This is a genomic window from Klebsiella sp. JB_Kp004 (assembly GCF_040065795.1).
GTDB lineage: Bacteria > Pseudomonadota > Gammaproteobacteria > Enterobacterales > Enterobacteriaceae > Klebsiella > Klebsiella quasipneumoniae.
This window is the reverse complement of sequence record NZ_JBEAKW010000004.1, coordinates 223,225-238,087: the sequence shown is the minus strand read 5'-3', so window position 1 is coordinate 238,087 and position 14,863 is coordinate 223,225. Positions and strand designations below refer to the sequence as shown.

14 protein-coding genes and 3 pseudogenes are annotated in these 14,863 nt (G+C 48.4%); 15 read left to right on the top strand and 2 right to left on the bottom strand.

Going from position 1 to position 14,863, the window contains the following annotated elements:
• The first annotated feature begins 15 nt into the window (after positions 1-15).
• The 10 genes from ABLX76_RS05360 to ABLX76_RS05315 all read left to right on the top strand — a co-directional run bounded on the left by ABLX76_RS05360 (position 16) and on the right by ABLX76_RS05315 (position 11,273).
• Positions 16-507, top strand: coding sequence for a phage tail tube protein (locus tag ABLX76_RS05360; protein WP_004104226.1), 492 nt, complete (start codon positions 16-18; stop codon positions 505-507).
• A 43-nt stretch (positions 508-550) separates the two neighbouring features.
• Positions 551-934 (top strand): phage tail assembly chaperone family protein, TAC, encoded by a 384-nt coding sequence (locus ABLX76_RS05355; RefSeq protein ID WP_004899623.1) that lies wholly within the window; start codon positions 551-553, stop codon positions 932-934.
• Between the two features lie 2 nt (positions 935-936).
• Positions 937-1,200 carry a hypothetical protein gene (locus ABLX76_RS05350; RefSeq protein WP_064188264.1) on the top strand — a complete coding sequence of 88 codons (264 nt, stop codon included), beginning with the start codon at positions 937-939 and terminating at the stop codon, positions 1,198-1,200.
• Between the two features lie 58 nt (positions 1,201-1,258).
• On the top strand, positions 1,259-1,636 hold the full coding sequence (locus ABLX76_RS05345; RefSeq protein ID WP_125305341.1) for a hypothetical protein: 378 nt from the start codon (positions 1,259-1,261) through the stop codon (positions 1,634-1,636).
• Between the two features lie 48 nt (positions 1,637-1,684).
• The gene (locus tag ABLX76_RS05340; protein ID WP_348874219.1) at positions 1,685-4,222 is read left to right on the top strand and encodes a phage tail tape measure protein; all 2,538 of its coding nucleotides are present in this window, start codon (positions 1,685-1,687) and stop codon (positions 4,220-4,222) included.
• Positions 4,222-4,692, top strand: a complete 471-nt coding sequence (locus tag ABLX76_RS05335; RefSeq protein WP_021312569.1) for a hypothetical protein — start codon at positions 4,222-4,224, stop codon at positions 4,690-4,692. Before ABLX76_RS05340 ends, ABLX76_RS05335 begins: the two co-directional genes overlap by 1 nt.
• A 180-nt stretch (positions 4,693-4,872) precedes the next feature.
• Entirely contained in the window at positions 4,873-5,355 is a 483-nt protein-coding gene (locus ABLX76_RS05330) for a DUF1833 family protein (protein WP_323093917.1), read from the top strand.
• A 10-nt stretch (positions 5,356-5,365) separates the two neighbouring features.
• A complete protein-coding gene (locus tag ABLX76_RS05325) occupies positions 5,366-5,746 on the top strand; it encodes a hypothetical protein (protein ID WP_040177164.1) in 381 nt (126 codons plus the stop codon).
• Positions 5,743-8,811 carry a host specificity factor TipJ family phage tail protein gene (locus tag ABLX76_RS05320; protein WP_348874136.1) on the top strand — a complete coding sequence of 1,023 codons (3,069 nt, stop codon included), beginning with the start codon at positions 5,743-5,745 and terminating at the stop codon, positions 8,809-8,811. Before ABLX76_RS05325 ends, ABLX76_RS05320 begins: the two co-directional genes overlap by 4 nt.
• A 56-nt stretch (positions 8,812-8,867) precedes the next feature.
• Positions 8,868-11,273 carry a hypothetical protein gene (locus ABLX76_RS05315; RefSeq protein ID WP_348874134.1) on the top strand — a complete coding sequence of 802 codons (2,406 nt, stop codon included), beginning with the start codon at positions 8,868-8,870 and terminating at the stop codon, positions 11,271-11,273.
• A 232-nt stretch (positions 11,274-11,505) separates the two neighbouring features.
• On the opposite strand, the gene ABLX76_RS05310 is transcribed toward ABLX76_RS05315, so the two are convergent.
• Positions 11,506-12,090, bottom strand: coding sequence for a sugar transferase (locus ABLX76_RS05310; RefSeq protein WP_348874132.1), 585 nt, complete (start codon positions 12,088-12,090; stop codon positions 11,506-11,508).
• A 240-nt stretch (positions 12,091-12,330) separates the two neighbouring features.
• On the opposite strand from ABLX76_RS05310, the gene ABLX76_RS05305 reads away from it, so the two are divergent.
• On the top strand, positions 12,331-12,570 hold the full coding sequence (locus ABLX76_RS05305) for a hypothetical protein (RefSeq protein ID WP_023339728.1): 240 nt from the start codon (positions 12,331-12,333) through the stop codon (positions 12,568-12,570).
• Positions 12,570-12,887: a hypothetical protein gene (locus ABLX76_RS05300; RefSeq protein ID WP_117086372.1), complete on the top strand. Its 318-nt coding sequence runs from the start codon at positions 12,570-12,572 to the stop codon at positions 12,885-12,887. Before ABLX76_RS05305 ends, ABLX76_RS05300 begins: the two co-directional genes overlap by 1 nt.
• Positions 12,888-13,059: 172 nt before the next feature.
• Here the strand turns inward: ABLX76_RS05300 and ABLX76_RS05295 are convergent.
• Positions 13,060-13,155, bottom strand: a pseudogene (locus ABLX76_RS05295) (hypothetical protein); the annotation flags it as partial.
• 38 nt (positions 13,156-13,193) lie between these two features.
• Between ABLX76_RS05295 and ABLX76_RS05290 the strand changes: the two are divergent.
• The 3 genes and pseudogenes from ABLX76_RS05290 to ABLX76_RS05280 form a co-directional block, all read left to right on the top strand.
• Positions 13,194-13,343: pseudogene (locus ABLX76_RS05290) on the top strand (helix-turn-helix domain-containing protein); the annotation flags it as partial.
• A gap of 77 nt (positions 13,344-13,420) precedes the next feature.
• A pseudogene (locus tag ABLX76_RS05285) lies at positions 13,421-13,842 on the top strand (hypothetical protein).
• 411 nt (positions 13,843-14,253) lie between these two features.
• On the top strand, positions 14,254-14,493 hold the full coding sequence (locus ABLX76_RS05280) for a hypothetical protein (RefSeq protein ID WP_023316732.1): 240 nt from the start codon (positions 14,254-14,256) through the stop codon (positions 14,491-14,493).
• The last annotated feature ends 370 nt before the right edge of the window (positions 14,494-14,863 follow it).

Genomic DNA, 14,863 nt, shown 5'->3' with positions numbered 1-14,863 from the left:
TTATGGAGACAAAACATGTCTGTATTAACGCAAGGCACGCAATTTTTTGTGCTCAAGTCTGGCGTGGTCAGCGAGGTTGAATGCATCACCAGTTTCAACCCCGGCGGCAACCCTGCCGATCAGATTGAAGATACCTGTCTGAGTGAGCGGGATTCCAGAACCTACAAAAAGGGGCTTAAAACGCCTGCGGCCGCAACCGTCGGGCTTAACGCTGATCCGACGAACGCCAGCCACATTATGTTGCATGGCCTCGCTGAAGCGAATGACCAGACGCCGTTAACTTTTGCGGTTGGCTGGTCAGATGGAACCAGTGTCCCGACAGCCGCCGCTTCTGGCGCTGAGGATGCTGTTGATGGCCTGGTACTGCCATCGGATCGCACTTGGTTCATTTTCCAGGGTTACGTTTCCGATTTCCCGTTTGATTTCCAGGGTAACGCTGTTGTGACGACCTCCGCCACGATCCAGCGGTCTGGCTCTTCCGTATGGGTGCCGAAGGCCGCAGCGTAATTAATATGCCCGGTTATCCGGGCTTTTCAATTCAGGAGCTGAAATGCAACTTACTCTCGATACGTTAAAAGAAACCGGTGCCTTTACCGGGCGTCCCGTGGAAAAAGAAATTAAGTGGAAAGGCCGTGACGGGAAAGAGCATATCGCAACCGTCTATGTGCGCCCGATGGGCTACCACACCACTAAAGCTGAACTGCTGGCGTACAACGGAAAATCTGATCCGGTGGCTGGGCGTATTGCTGCCCATATTTGCGATGAGGAAGGGAAGCAAATCTTTACTGAGGCAGACATTCTCGGAACTGCATCTGAAGACCGTGGCGCGCTCGATGGGCCAATCGTTATCGCTTTGCTGGCCGTCATCCAGGAAGTCAACGATCTGGGAAAGACTACGAACTCACAGGAGAAGACGAGTTCTGGTGTGAGTTAGTCATGAACGGCATCGGTGGGCGGACCATAGCGGAGGCTCAGGAGCGAATGAGCCTTCGTGAGTTTCAGGTGTGGGTAAAGTACCGTAATAAGTATGGTCAGCTTAATGTCATAATGCGAACCGAGTGGGGGGCTTCGCTGGTGGCTTCTGTCCTGGCTAACATCAATAAGGCAAAGAACACGCCTCCTTTCAAGGTTAGTGACTTTGCACCGCACATCAACGAAGCGCCGCTTTCTCTGGAAGAAGCTATGAAAAGTTGGGTCTAGTCTTAGGTTTATTGTATTGTTGGGCACTCAAACGGAAATGAGTCTGTGAGGTCTCTCAATGAAGAATCTTTTACTAGGGTTGTGCATTTCTTTAATAGGCTTTTCAAGTCTTGCAACTGCAAAAATTACTTATTTATCTTGTCCTTATTTAGATGAAAGAGCACCTGATCTTATCGTTGTGCTTGACCAAAACAATGGTTCAGCATCTCTTCAGTCGCCATCTATGGGAAGCGGATTAAATTTTACAGCTCCTGCTGCATTTGGGCCATCTGAGGTAACGTGGCGTAAGGATTCGACAAAATATAAGCAAACTTATTCAGTTGATAGAGCAACACTTGTTTTGAAGAGAACTACTTACAGCGAGATGAGTAATACTACTCACTCTGAAGTCTCCGACTGCAAAATAAGCAAGCCACCGAAACAGAATAAGTTCTGATAAATATAAACCCGCTTAGGCGGGTTTTTTATTCCTCGGAGAAATATGATGGCTGGCAAGTCCCTTGGTACATTAACAATTGACCTTATCGCAAAGGTTGGTGGATTTGTTCAGGGAATGGATAAGGCTGAAAGAGCCTCGCAAAAATGGCGTGACCAGGTTAAAAAAGACGCCAAGGAAATAAGCACCTCAATTATTGCTATTGGAGCAGCTGCGGCAACTGCCGCCGTCGGGATTGGCGCTGCTGGGCTAGCAATTGTAAAAAATACAGCGCAGCAAGTGACCGAGGCAGATCGCTGGGCTAAGTCATTAAAAATGTCCACCCAGGACTTGCTATCCTGGCAATACGCAGCTGAACAGGCAGGTTTAACCGGCGATAACATAGCCGATATTTTCAAAGACATTAATGATAAAGTCGGCGATGCGGTCCTGAACAAATCAGGTGAGGCTGCGCAGGCTTTGGACACGCTCGGGCTTTCAGCTCAGAAGCTGGCCCAGCAATCCCCTGATAAACAGTTGCTGGCTATTAGTTCGGCATTACAGAAAATACCCACTCAGGCTGGGAAAACCAACATCCTTGAAAGCTTAGGGAATGACCTGTCAAAAATGCTGCCGTTGTTTGACAACAACAACGAAAAGCTAAAACAGTTTCTTCAGTTATCAAAGGATTTTGGCGTAGCTCCGCCGCAGGAAGATATTGATAACTTAGTTAAAGTTAATCAATTTTTTCAGGATATAGAGACAAGCGCCCGTGGCTTAAAAATGGAAATTGCGTCTGGCCTGGCAAAAGTAGATTTATCACCCCTACAGGACGGGCTTGATAGTATCCATGATGTTTTCACTGACCCTGCTATCCTACAGGGCCTGTCCGACCTGGTAGGTGAGGCGATCAGTTTAGCCGGTGTTGTTGGTCGTATTGCTGGTGGGCTTGGGGCTATTGCTTCTTACACCCGCTTTAGGGTCGGAGCGGTATCAGGGAACTATGATTCAGCTGACGAAAAAGATATTGAGCAGCGTATCGAGTTCCTCAATAAAAGAGGGAATCAAAGTAAAGAACAAAAAGATGAGTTAGATTTTTTAAATAAACGCCTTCAGTTCCTTCGAGCCATCAAATCCAGTTTAACCCCAGAGGAAGTAGAGAAAGGAGCTAATGGGTTAACTTCGCTTCTCTCTGATATGGGAATACAACCACCAAAAGGTGACGATTACAAACTGGGGAAAGGGGAATCAAATCAGAAGGTAACTACAAAAAGCAACCCAACTGAAAATGCTTTTAAAAGCAGGCTTCTTGATCTGCAAAAGCAAGCAGCACTTATTGAGACGACAGGCAAAAAAACTGCAGAAGTAACAGAGCTTGAAAAAGTAAACTTTGATATTACCAGTGGTAACTTAAAAGCATTATCAGAAGCGCAAAAAGAGCAGCTCAGGTATGCGGCTAAAATCATTGACTCAAAAAAAGAAGAGTTACGGCTAAATCAGGAAAACGCAAAGTTAGCTGAATTTGTTTCTGGTCTTGATAGGCAGAATAAAATAATAAGGCAAGGGTATGACAATGATCTGGCCGGTCGATCATTGGGATTAAAAGACCGTAGCCGAGTGCGTGAATTAAACAACATTCAACAGGACTTTGAATATAAACAAGCGGATTTATTAAAACAGTATCAATCTGGTGATATTACCAAGTCACTTTATGAGTCTGAAACTGATGCGTTAAAATCGGCACTTGAAGAGCGCCTGCAGATTCAAGAAGATTATTATCATGAATCTGATGGTTTACGTAATGACTGGGAGTCGGGCATATCAAGCGCATTATCTGATTTCGCGGATAGTTCAAGTGATTATTATCAGCAAGCGGCTGATGCAATGACATCAATATTAGGTTCTGCAACTGATTCAATTTCTGAACATTTATACGATGTTATCAGCGGTACTGAATCAATGGGTGAAGCAATAAAGGGAATTTTTTCAGACCTCGGGAAGTCAGTGATAAAAGCTCTGGTTGATATGGCTGCACAATGGGTCGTGTATCAAGGTGTTCAGATGCTGGTTAATAAAAGTGCCCAAGCCTCTGCTATTCCTTCAATGATCGCTAATGCTCAGGCTACAGCCTTACAGGCTCAACTTGCTGCTTTCGCATCAACTGCCGCAATCCCAATTGTCGGACCGGGATTAGCTCCAGCCGCGATGGCTGCTGCAGCGGCTATAACAGAACCTATGGTTGCTGCTATTTCTGCAGCTTCCCTTTCTGGCATGGCCCACGATGGGATTGATGCAGTTCCTGAAACAGGAACCTGGTTGCTTCAAAAAGGAGAGCGGGTGACCACTGCAGCGACCAGCGCAAAACTGGATGCCACGCTGGATAGAGTCGCTACACAGTCAACCGGTGGTGGAACTATTTATTCCCCCACGATCACTATCCCCATCAATGGTAACCCTTCCGATGCAACGTTGGCGCTGGTCCGTAAAGCTGCAGATGAGGGGGCAGAAAGGGGATACCGGAAGGCGGTTAACTCAGTCGCAAGCGGTCAGGGTGATTTGCATAAGGCCTTGATGGGGAAAACTACTTCGGGGAGGAAAATTAGCTGATGGCAATTTCAACTAATCTCAATTACCCGAAGGATTATCTCCCTTGCCCATTGAAGGAGAACTTTGGTCTTAAAGCGACTTCTCCGCTAAAAAGTACAGCGATGGTTACCGGCAGGCGGCGACAAAGGCGAGCTTATACTTCGGTTCCTACTCAAACGCCAGTTTCATGGATCTTTACTGATGGTCAGGCACAGCTTTTCGAAGCCTGGTACCGCGACATCATTACCGATGGGGCTGACTGGTTCAACATGCCGCTCCTTACCCCTTTAGGTGCGCAAGATTATGTCTGTAGGTTTGTCGATATATACGAGGGACCGACACCAGAGGGCGGTAAATACTGGCGATATAGTGCAACGCTGGAATTATGGGAGCGTCCAATCCTTCCGCCTGGCTGGGCCGAGTTCCCTGACTTCATTGTGAACAGCGATATTCTTGATCTTGCAGTTAACAGGGAGTGGCCAAAGGCTTGATTAAAACCGTTTCACCTTCATAATAACCTGTGTCGATTTGTGGGAAAGTCCTTCATGCCGCTCCGTAGCCGGAGCGTGAAATAAAGTGAGGAATAGCGATCCTGCCGGTGAGGGTACACCCACATTCGACACCAATTTTTAAGGCCACCTTCGGGTGGCCTTTTTTATTGGGTAAAAATCATGACAAGACTTAACAGGCTCTATGCCAGCAGCGGGCCGGAGGTGATCATTGAAACGCTGCAGATCACCGTTGGCTCAGATGTTCACTACCTGTGCCAGGGGTATGAGGATATTACGGCGACGACAGAGAGCGGCAATACCGTAACGTTTACCGCCTGCGCGATTGACATTGCGCTGCCGGCGCGCAACGCGGACGGTACGCAAGATTTGAAATTCGCCCTGTGCAATGTAGATGGTGTTGTGTCCACGACGATCCGCAATGCCCTGGCTAACAGGTTATCTGCATCGCTGACATACCGCAGTTTTATCTCCACGGATTTAGCCGCGCCTGCGGCGGTACCGTATACGCTGAAAATCAAGTCGGGTTACTGGACGGCAACAGAGGTGCAGATCACTGCGGGCTATATGAATGTCCTCGATATGGCCTGGCCGCGTTACCGCTACACGCTATCTGTCTTCCCCGGACTACGTTATATCAGCTAAGGAATCCATCATGTTTAACCCTGATAAATACCTTTCAGTCACCTGGCTGAAGGGCGGGCGCTCATGGCCGGATCTCGACTGCTTTGGCATTGTGAACGAGATACGCCGCGATTTGGGCTTGCCTCTCTGGCCTGATTTTGCCGGGGTCACGAAAGACGACGGCGGCCTCGACCGGGAGGCGCGTCAAATGATGCTTACCCTGGAGCGCTGCGACCCCTGCGAAGGGGCTGGCGTGGCTTGCTATTCCGGCTCAGCCGTCACCCATGTGGGGATTGTCGTCAGTATTGATGGCCTGCTGCATGTGGCGGAATGCAATCCAGGCTCTAACGTAACGTTTCTTCCGTTAGCGCGGTTTAAGCGGCGGTTTGTCAAAGTGGAGTTCTGGCAATGACCATTCGTTTTTACCCGTCCCGGCTTCCCGGTGAACCTCTCGAAACGCATGAGCATGGCGTAATCAGCCTTCGAAACTGGCTGGCGGTGAATGTTGAAGGTTACGAGGATCGGGATGTACCGCCGTTAACCATTGAGGTTGACGGTCTGTCCATTCCGCCAGGCGAGTGGGCTACTTGCGTGATCCACCCTGAAAGTGATGTCCGGCTTTATCCGGTGCCCTTCGGGCTGGAGGCCGCCACCATCGCGTGGATAGGTGTCGGTATCTCCGTTGCTGCAGCAGCTTATTCGCTGTTTATGATGAGCAGTATCGATACGGGGGGCTATACATCATCCACAGGGCGCAGTCTCGACCTGAACCCGGCGAAGGCAAATACCGCAAAGCTGGGTGATCCGATTCGCGAGGTGTTTGGCCGGGTGCGTATCTACCCTGATTATGTGGTCCAGCCTGTGACCCGGTTCGACGCTGCTGATCCAACGAAGATGCGTGTCCAGATGCTGCTGTGTCTCGGTGTCGGTGAACTGATTTATACCAATGGTGATATCCGGGTTGGTAGTACGCCAGCTTCAACGCTGCCGGGATTCAGTATCACCTATTTTCCGCCCGGCGCGGATGTTTCCGGCGATGAGCGCAGCGAGAACTGGTTCAACTCGACAGAGGTCGGTGGAACATCAAGCGGAACAGGGCTGGACATGGCCCAGACCTCACCTGATTCCGACGATATTATCGCTGACAGCATGACGGTTTCTGGTGCATCCGTAACGTTTACAGGCCTTGATACGGATGATGGTGACGATGACGACGAGGACGATAATTCTCTCCCGGACAGCTGGGTAACGGGGGCCATAGTTGAAATTAAGGCGCCGACAAATTATCTGATCTCCACCTCTTCTGGTTACAGTGTTTTTGCCAGCTCGTTGCTTACCGAACTTGCTCCCGTAGCGGGGATGCCGGTGACGCTGAGTTTCAACAGTGTCGATTATGACCTCGTCATTGCGTCCTATACCCCGGGTCAGGACGCTGTGCCTGGCGAGGGTGGCAGTGCAGCAAAAATTCAGGCCAGTGCGGCTCCCGTCACCTACGATTTTTCGACCAGCTCCAGTACGTTCATGATCACATGGCAGGGCACCACCTATACGGTGTCGCTGGTAGCGAATTACATCTCGATGTCGGGACTGCTGGCAGCCATCACCGAGGGGCTCACTGGCTCCGGCCTGGTCGCGCGGGACAACGGCGGTACCGTACTGATAACCGAGGCGGCCAGTCCTTACGTGGGTGGGGCAATCACATCCTCCTCGCTGCCTGCAGCCGTTTTCGGTGATGCCCCGGTTTACACCTCCGGCACGGCATCAACCGGCGGAAGCCCGGCGGTAACGGCAAACGTGACGCTTGCGTATAACAGCACTACGGGAACCGCATTCTCGGGCATGCCTGAAGGTGTGCAACGGCTTTCACTTGCTCACCGCGGGAATGAGTACCAGATCGTCTCTGCCGACGGCACAACGGCAACAGTGGCGCGCCTGGTTAATGGGTCCGTTGATGAGTCGTGGCCAGGATTCACCGCCAGGACGATGATCGACTATGAGGCCACTGGTCTTAACGACACGCTGAGCTGGCTGGGGCCGTTCCTGGTTTGCCCTGAAAATGAGACCGTCGATATGTTCGAGGTGAATTTCTCTTTCCCGAACGGTATTTGCGGCTTTGACAGTAAGGGCAAAAAACGGATTCGCCACGTTGAGTGGGAGATACAGTATCGCGTCTACGGTTCCGGATCGGGGTGGGTGAGTCACCAGGGCGAGTATGCGCTTAAAAACGTCAACGGGCTGGGATTCACTGAGCGGATCACCCTCAGTTCTCCGGGACTGGTAGAGGTTCGCTGCCGTCGGCGCAATGAGCAGGGCTCAAACAACGCCAGGGATTCGATGTACTGGCAGGCACTGCGCGGGCGGCTGCTTATACGTCCTTCATCCTATCCCGATGTGTCGCTGATGGCGGTGACCGTTGAGACGGGCGGGAAGCTGGCGGCGCAGTCAGACCGCCGCGTAAACGTTGTGGCAACGCGTTCCTATGACTCAGGAACGGCCAGAACCATTTCGGGGGCGCTGCTGCATGTCGGGAGCTCGCTGGGGCTGGAGATGGACGTCGATACCATCAACGCACTAGAGTCCGCGTACTGGACGCCACGGGGCGAAAATTTCGATTTCGCCACCGGCGACAGTATCTCGGCGCTGGAAATGCTGCAGATGATAGCCAGTGCCGGGAAATCCCGCTTCCTGTTAAGTGATGGCCTTGCGACGGTCAACCGCGAGGGGATTAAGCCCTGGACAGGGATCATAACGCCGCATGAGATGGTGGAGGAGCTGCAGAGCGGATTTACCGTGCCGTCCGACGATGATTTTGATGGTGTCGACGTGACGTACATCAACGGCGTCACCTGGGCGGAGGAGACTGTTAAATGTCGGACATCCGATAATCCCACGCCGGTGAAAATCGAGAACTACAAACTCGATGGGGTGCTCAATCAGGATCACGCCTACCAGATCGGCATGCGTCGCCTGATGAAGTATCTTCAGCAGCGGGTTACATACCAGACCACCACCGAGCTGGATGCGCTCTGCTACAACACAGGCGATCGCATCGTGCTCACGGATGATATTCCGGGGAACAACACGATTTCCTGTCTGGTGGAGGCGATGACAACGGCTGGTGGCGTGACAACCATCACCGTTACGGAGCCGCTGGACTGGTCTTTCGAAAACCCCCGTGCGCTGATCCGCTATCAGGATGGTTCTGCATCCGGTCTGATGGTGGCGAGCAGAGTGGGGGATTATCAGTTGTCCGTTCCCCATCTGAGTGATTTTGATGACCCATTGAAGATTGACCAGACTTCACCAGCCATTGAGCCAGTCCGCCTGGTGTTCTGCGGCTCAACGCGTCATGTCTATGACGCCATTGTTGAGGAGATTGCCCCACAATCAGACGGGACGTGTCAGGTTACCGCCAAAGAGTACCGCGCATCCTTCTACGACTACGACAACGCCAGTTATCCCGGCGACATTGCATAAAACAGAAATAACTCTCAACAACCCGCTTCGGCGGGTTTTTTTGTTATAGGGCGACTATGAGCACATATAAAACGAAAAATCCTTTAGGTTCCGCCGCCGTAAAGGACCTGTACGATAACGCTGAAAACGTGGATAAATTCGTTAACGACAGGACAAAAGAGGAGTTAGAGGACCGGTTAGGTGTGCTTCGCAAAACCTGGCACGGCATGGAGATGATCTACAGCCGCTTTATAGACTACATCACTGGTCGCGGCGAGCAGGCAGTTGCAGCTATCGGTTGGCAGGAGCTTGGCAACTGGGCTGTTGGTCTGGCTGTAGATAATCGCCAGCAGATCGTCTACTACAATGGATCCTGGTACAAATACCTTGGTGAGCTTGAACACGTCATTGCCGGAGATTCTCCTGAGAACGATGGCGGTGTGTGGTCGGCTGCAAACCCCACAGGGAAATGGTCGAACATCGGTGACGCGGCTCTTCGATCAGATCTGGATTCAAGCGATGGCCAGAAACTGGTGGGAAAGTGTGCCTCATTGGATGTTCTTAGAACAATTGAACCGGACTATCACGGGCAAGAAATCATTCTTTTCCGCGCTGTGAATGACGGCCCTGTGTTGAATGAAAGGCTTTATTATGATGCGTTTGACAGTTCAACGCCGGATAATGATTTGTTCGTCTTTGTTACTCCGTCAGGGGCCCGATGGAAGGTAGATATTGATGATGGCTATAATGTCTGGCTTGCTGGTTTCGTAGCATCAGATAATAATCTTGTTGAATGCATTAACAAAATAAGCTCTTTTTGTATATCAAATACAAGGACTGGTGAAATCCCAAGGCTCAATGACAGAGCCTTAAAGGTAAAGATTCCCGCCGTGGGAAATCCAAATATATATACATTAAATTCACAGCTTAAATATCCTGTGACATTGATACATCTGGAGTGGCAGGCCACAACATTTCTTGATTTTAGCTCTGTTACTACTGATTGCGTTGTTGCATCAAATGAATATGATACTCTGCTTGCAGGTATGGGGAATAGTTACAATGGAGGCTCGGCAAACCAGGGGGGCGGTGGGTGGAGTTGCTTGAATGGGGCTGTTTTTATTAAAGGCCCTGGAACAGATTACTCTAATGGGGCAGCGTTTATTCTCGGAAACAAAAGCAGACTTCCTAACGGGACTGGTTATTTGCATGTACGAGACGTCAATGTAAGTAACATCAGAGTATTTGGATGTAATGGGGGTATTGAATTTGGTACGCATGATACCTATTGTTGCGGCTTTACAGATGCGCAGGCATATGCAAATAACTATGGGCACTACCAACCTAACACCCTCTGTCTGAATTCTGGAGAGCGGCTTTATGTGAGCAACTTCATTTATTCTGACAACTTACTTGGCAATCATTACATTAACACGAACGGTCACGATTATTTTCATTCAAACGGTAGTAATGATTACTCCAGGAAGGATGCGATACTTTATGGCCCAGATGCATCAGGTACCCTTACCTATACTGACTGCCATGTGGAAGGGTTTGCAGAGATGATGATAAATCAACCAGCTAAAAATGGCTCTGCTGGTCAATGTCGCTTTCAATCTAAAGGTGGAAAGATCGATCCTCGCAGCAGAAATGTAACCTATCGAGGGGTTAGAAAGATATTTAATGCATCTACATATAATGCTGTAATTGTTGAGTTAATAGAAACCGATCTGGGGGCTGGCCCTGCCGGATACATGTGTAATGATGCATATGGGTCATGGGCGGGATATGGAAACCAGGTTACGGTCATCATCAAGCACAGGGTCAGTGATGTTTATAAATGGCTTCCGCGATTTCGGTATGGTGTTGGCGGATATTTGCTAAATCCAGAACATACCTTTACAGGCTCGACTTCTGACGTATTCCCAACGACTGTACAGGGTGCCAGTCTGGCAAGTGCTTATCACTTTGTTGTTGCGCAGGGGGGGGCAACTATCGCATTTGGAAGCGCAACAGATGCTGACAGTGATGGGCTTATACCAGTGGCAATCACTATGCCTTCAGATACAAGTGTTTTGTATCTGTATCATGCGGGCTATGCGCAATTTCCCAGAAACACTGCAAAGCTGTCCTGCAAATGTTCTGTTAAGTGTGGTTCTGCTACAGGGAGTGTTAATGTTCAGGCTGTTGTGAGGCCATTGACGTATCAAACTATCACCGTTAACTCAAACATTGTAACAGCAGCAGAAACCTCCAGAGGACAGGTCCTTGGAGATAGTGTTGATGTTCTGAATACCATACTCACAAAATCTTACCTGACAGTTACTTCCAATGATTTTGTTTCAACACCACCACTTCAAATCGATAACTATTTTCTTGGCTCGCTGTGGTCAAATCCTGGGCTAAGATTTTATGGTTTTGTTGGTACTATATACGTAAAACTACCAGCATATTGGTTTAGTACAATCCACCCCAATACTTAACTGAAGGAGGGGAGATGCTATACGTATACTATGTTGATAATATGAATGAGTGGAGATTGATAGTCTCTTCTAAGGATAACGGTGGGTATATAACGAAATTCACACCATCATCGTCCAACTTCATAGTCGAGGAGGCTGTTTATGAGTTATCGAAGGCTGGGTACGTAATCGCCGATAACACCCAGATTACCATTGAATGTTAGAATTGAAATCAGAGTCAGGCGGTGTATTTTCACACCGCCCCTTTTGCTATTGCAACAACGAAAACAGTTTTTATTAAAATTAATATAAGTAGTTTGGCGCTTTTATTTCTTATATAATATACATCCATCGCAACCCGACGCCTGAATGTGACGTCACTTCTTCCAGAGACCTGCCATAAGCCAGTCATTCCCGGCCTAACTGAAAAGTAATAATTCTTAAATTTCCTATATTTGTGTATCTCCTGCTTAGTAACAGGTCGTGGACCAATAAGTGACATATTCCCAAGCAGTATATTAAACAGTTGTGGGAGTTCATCGATGCTGGTTTTTCTCAAAAACTTCCCGATAAATGTTATTCTTGGATCGTTTTTAACTTTGCCATATTTCTTGGTTTCAAAATTTACTCTATTTAAATCGTAACTACTTAGTTCATCGACCCCCTTCATTGATCTGAATTTTAAACATGAGAACTCAATGCCTTTAAACCCAAGGCGCTTATGTATAAAAAACGGCTTTCTTCCACAGGATAATATTGCTGTAGTAACTATAACCATCACCGGCATAAAGAAAACAATAAGAATAAATGATAGGATTATGTCTATTGAACGCGGCATGTTAAAAACCCCACCTCAAGCAATGTCTTAATATTAAACACCATACTCTCACAAGCATCAATGCAAAACAAAACTTCAATTAACATTAAAATCAATAAATTAAATAATCATAAACCATGATGTGAAAGTACACAAAAATATATTCACAATATTATGGATATTGATAGGTGTTACCTTTCTTGATCTTATCCGTCAATGAATATACTGTATATATAAACAGTATTTATGGGATGGCAGATCATGCTTCGACAGTCGGATATCGCCGCGGCTTTCCGCGAGTCCATTTTGCGCAGTTCCAAGGGGTTCCAGTACCTTCACACCCGCGACTTCGTTACTGCGCTTCGCCGGCGCGGCATTCACTTTACCGAGGTGGAGGCGAACTCCTGGATCTCGCGGGAACAAACGTATTTTGTCGATAAGACGCCGGACCATAGCGAAAACAGGCTGTGGATGATGGCCAACATGGGGAGGGTGATCTAATGGGCTTTCCTTCACCCGCGACGGATTACGTTGAGCAGAGACTGTCTGTCAACTCGATCTGCAATGTCGGGCCTAACACCCGCGTTTTCGAAAGGGATGGCGGCTATGTTGTGCTGGATATCTCCCTGAAGCCAAAGCAGGGTAGTCAGGTTCTTATCCAGCACGGCGGCGGGACGGAACTTGCCACGTTGAGAGGTAGGTCTCTGATTACCGAAGACGGCGAAGCGATCGAGGGCGAGGCTCTGGACGATGTTACTGTCGCCGGCGTCGTGACGTTTACTATCTGCGATGTGCGCCAGGACAATGCGGTTGTTTAGTTGCTGTCAATTGATGGAAGATTTCGCGTGGCAGGTGTCTTGGGGCATGGGTGGGGCATGAGAAATCGGTAAAATTCGCCAAATATTGCAAACAACGCATATTGGTTGCTATCTCCAGCCATTGAAAATGGCGCTCCTGGACGATATTTGTCGATTTTTAAATTTATCGCGTCACGCAATTGAAGTGGCGGGCATACTCTTCAAGGCTGGTGATGCCAAGGCGCACCCATTTCGGGTGCACCAACTGGGGAAGCCCAATATAAATCAGAACGAGGCGAGGATCTCCTCGGTGCTGCGCACGTGCCAGGGAGAGTCGGTGGCCGCCGCCGGGTAATGACTGAAGAAGTGGTGGAGCGGTGCCGCAGGATGTTGAGTACGGGCGCAACCCGGCAGCAGGTAGCTGATGTAATAGGTGTAGACGTGAAAACAATCTACAAGTACCTCCCGGCGACTTGAAGACAAAGATTTCACTACTTTTCCTGATATGTTACGTTTGGCTTAATCAATTCATTCAGCTTTGAAAACAGTTTGGTTTGTTCGTGAACGGTAAGAAAACAATAAGTTTTGAGCAATTTTTAACTATTAACAGCAATCTTGTTTCCATCTCAGATACATGGGCTGACTTGTGGGCGTTAATTTTTCACACGGGTTTAAGCGCTGGAAGGCTGCTGAGTATTCGATATGATGATATTGATGGTGACTTGATACTGATACGAAAACAGGGCCACCTGAAGGAGCTACGTGTTAAATCAACCCCTCCAGTAGAGGCGATGATTGCTCGTAGAAGAGAACGCTATCCAGAAGATGTTTATTTATTTCAGAGTCATCTAACCGTGTGAAGTACCATCGCCGGCCGGTCACTATAATTGCTTTCAACGCCGCTTTACGTCGCGCCGCTAGATCATTACCAGACGTTAACGTAAGCAGTAGTAGCGCGAGAAACATACCGGACTAAGCGCCAGTCCAGTAGCGTGTGGCCGATGTGACAGGCGTGGGAGTGAAGACGATTTACAAATATTTGCCAGTACAATACGGCGATAAAAAATCCCCTTGAGCAGGCACACTCAAGGGGAAAATACTACATAACATCATTGCTGTGTGCGTCTTTGCGCTCATCTATCTTCCAAGAAGATGCCTAAAGCTTCCAGATATTTCTGGTCTGAGCAGTTAAAACATTGGGTCGGTAGCCGATGTAATAGGAGGGGGTGAAGACGATTTATAAATATTTCCCTGCTCAATGTTGCCAGTCGAATTGAGGCATCAATGCGTTACGTCAGCGCTGATCATTGATAGCCACTGCCAATATTGATCTGCTGCACACATGCATTTACTGTATTTATATACAGTAGGTTTGACAGGGGGAAGTATGCCGCGTTTATACGAAATCGAGACGGCCTGCCGTAAGGCAATAGATATACTGCCTAACGGAAAGCGCATCCTCACCACCAGGCGATTTCTGCAGGAACTGGAGAGATATAACTGGCACTGGTCGCCACGGCAGGCTAACCAGTGGATAGAGCACTATGTGACGACATTCCGGGATGTCTCAACGCAGGAAGGCGATGAGCGCACGTTTCAGTTATACAACCCGAATGGAGGTCTATAACCGAGGGTTTAGCACCTTTTGACAGGGGGCTCTAGCTGTAGATAAATTGTGCAACGCTGGCTCAAATACCCGGAATTGCACAAAGAACGATTGAATACAATGTCTTGCGCTCCAGGACAAAAACAACCTTATCCTTTGTTATGAGGTACTAGAGCACTATAGTGACCTATAGAAAACCTGATAAGACTAAACAAGATAGGTATGATTTTCAGAAATACCATATAACTTATTGAAAATTTTATCAAAGTACTTACAACTGAGATTAAGAAATCTCAGTGGCTTTTGCAGGAAACATCACAAATTTCTTCTCACAGAAGCATTAAGTTATGGTATAAACTAGGAGAAAATGAGCTGCAGCAAGCTGCATGTA

Coding starts and splice junctions, on each gene's coding strand:
- ABLX76_RS05360 (WP_004104226.1), top strand. CDS start 16: ATGTCTGTATTAACGCAAGGCACGCAATTTTTTGTGCTCAAGTCTGGC.
- ABLX76_RS05355 (WP_004899623.1), top strand. CDS start 551: ATGCAACTTACTCTCGATACGTTAAAAGAAACCGGTGCCTTTACCGGG.
- ABLX76_RS05350 (WP_064188264.1), top strand. CDS start 937: ATGAACGGCATCGGTGGGCGGACCATAGCGGAGGCTCAGGAGCGAATG.
- ABLX76_RS05345 (WP_125305341.1), top strand. CDS start 1,259: ATGAAGAATCTTTTACTAGGGTTGTGCATTTCTTTAATAGGCTTTTCA.
- ABLX76_RS05340 (WP_348874219.1), top strand. CDS start 1,685: ATGGCTGGCAAGTCCCTTGGTACATTAACAATTGACCTTATCGCAAAG.
- ABLX76_RS05335 (WP_021312569.1), top strand. CDS start 4,222: ATGGCAATTTCAACTAATCTCAATTACCCGAAGGATTATCTCCCTTGC.
- ABLX76_RS05330 (WP_323093917.1), top strand. CDS start 4,873: ATGACAAGACTTAACAGGCTCTATGCCAGCAGCGGGCCGGAGGTGATC.
- ABLX76_RS05325 (WP_040177164.1), top strand. CDS start 5,366: ATGTTTAACCCTGATAAATACCTTTCAGTCACCTGGCTGAAGGGCGGG.
- ABLX76_RS05320 (WP_348874136.1), top strand. CDS start 5,743: ATGACCATTCGTTTTTACCCGTCCCGGCTTCCCGGTGAACCTCTCGAA.
- ABLX76_RS05315 (WP_348874134.1), top strand. CDS start 8,868: ATGAGCACATATAAAACGAAAAATCCTTTAGGTTCCGCCGCCGTAAAG.
- ABLX76_RS05310 (WP_348874132.1), bottom strand. CDS start 12,090: ATGCCGCGTTCAATAGACATAATCCTATCATTTATTCTTATTGTTTTC.
- ABLX76_RS05305 (WP_023339728.1), top strand. CDS start 12,331: ATGCTTCGACAGTCGGATATCGCCGCGGCTTTCCGCGAGTCCATTTTG.
- ABLX76_RS05300 (WP_117086372.1), top strand. CDS start 12,570: ATGGGCTTTCCTTCACCCGCGACGGATTACGTTGAGCAGAGACTGTCT.
- ABLX76_RS05280 (WP_023316732.1), top strand. CDS start 14,254: ATGCCGCGTTTATACGAAATCGAGACGGCCTGCCGTAAGGCAATAGAT.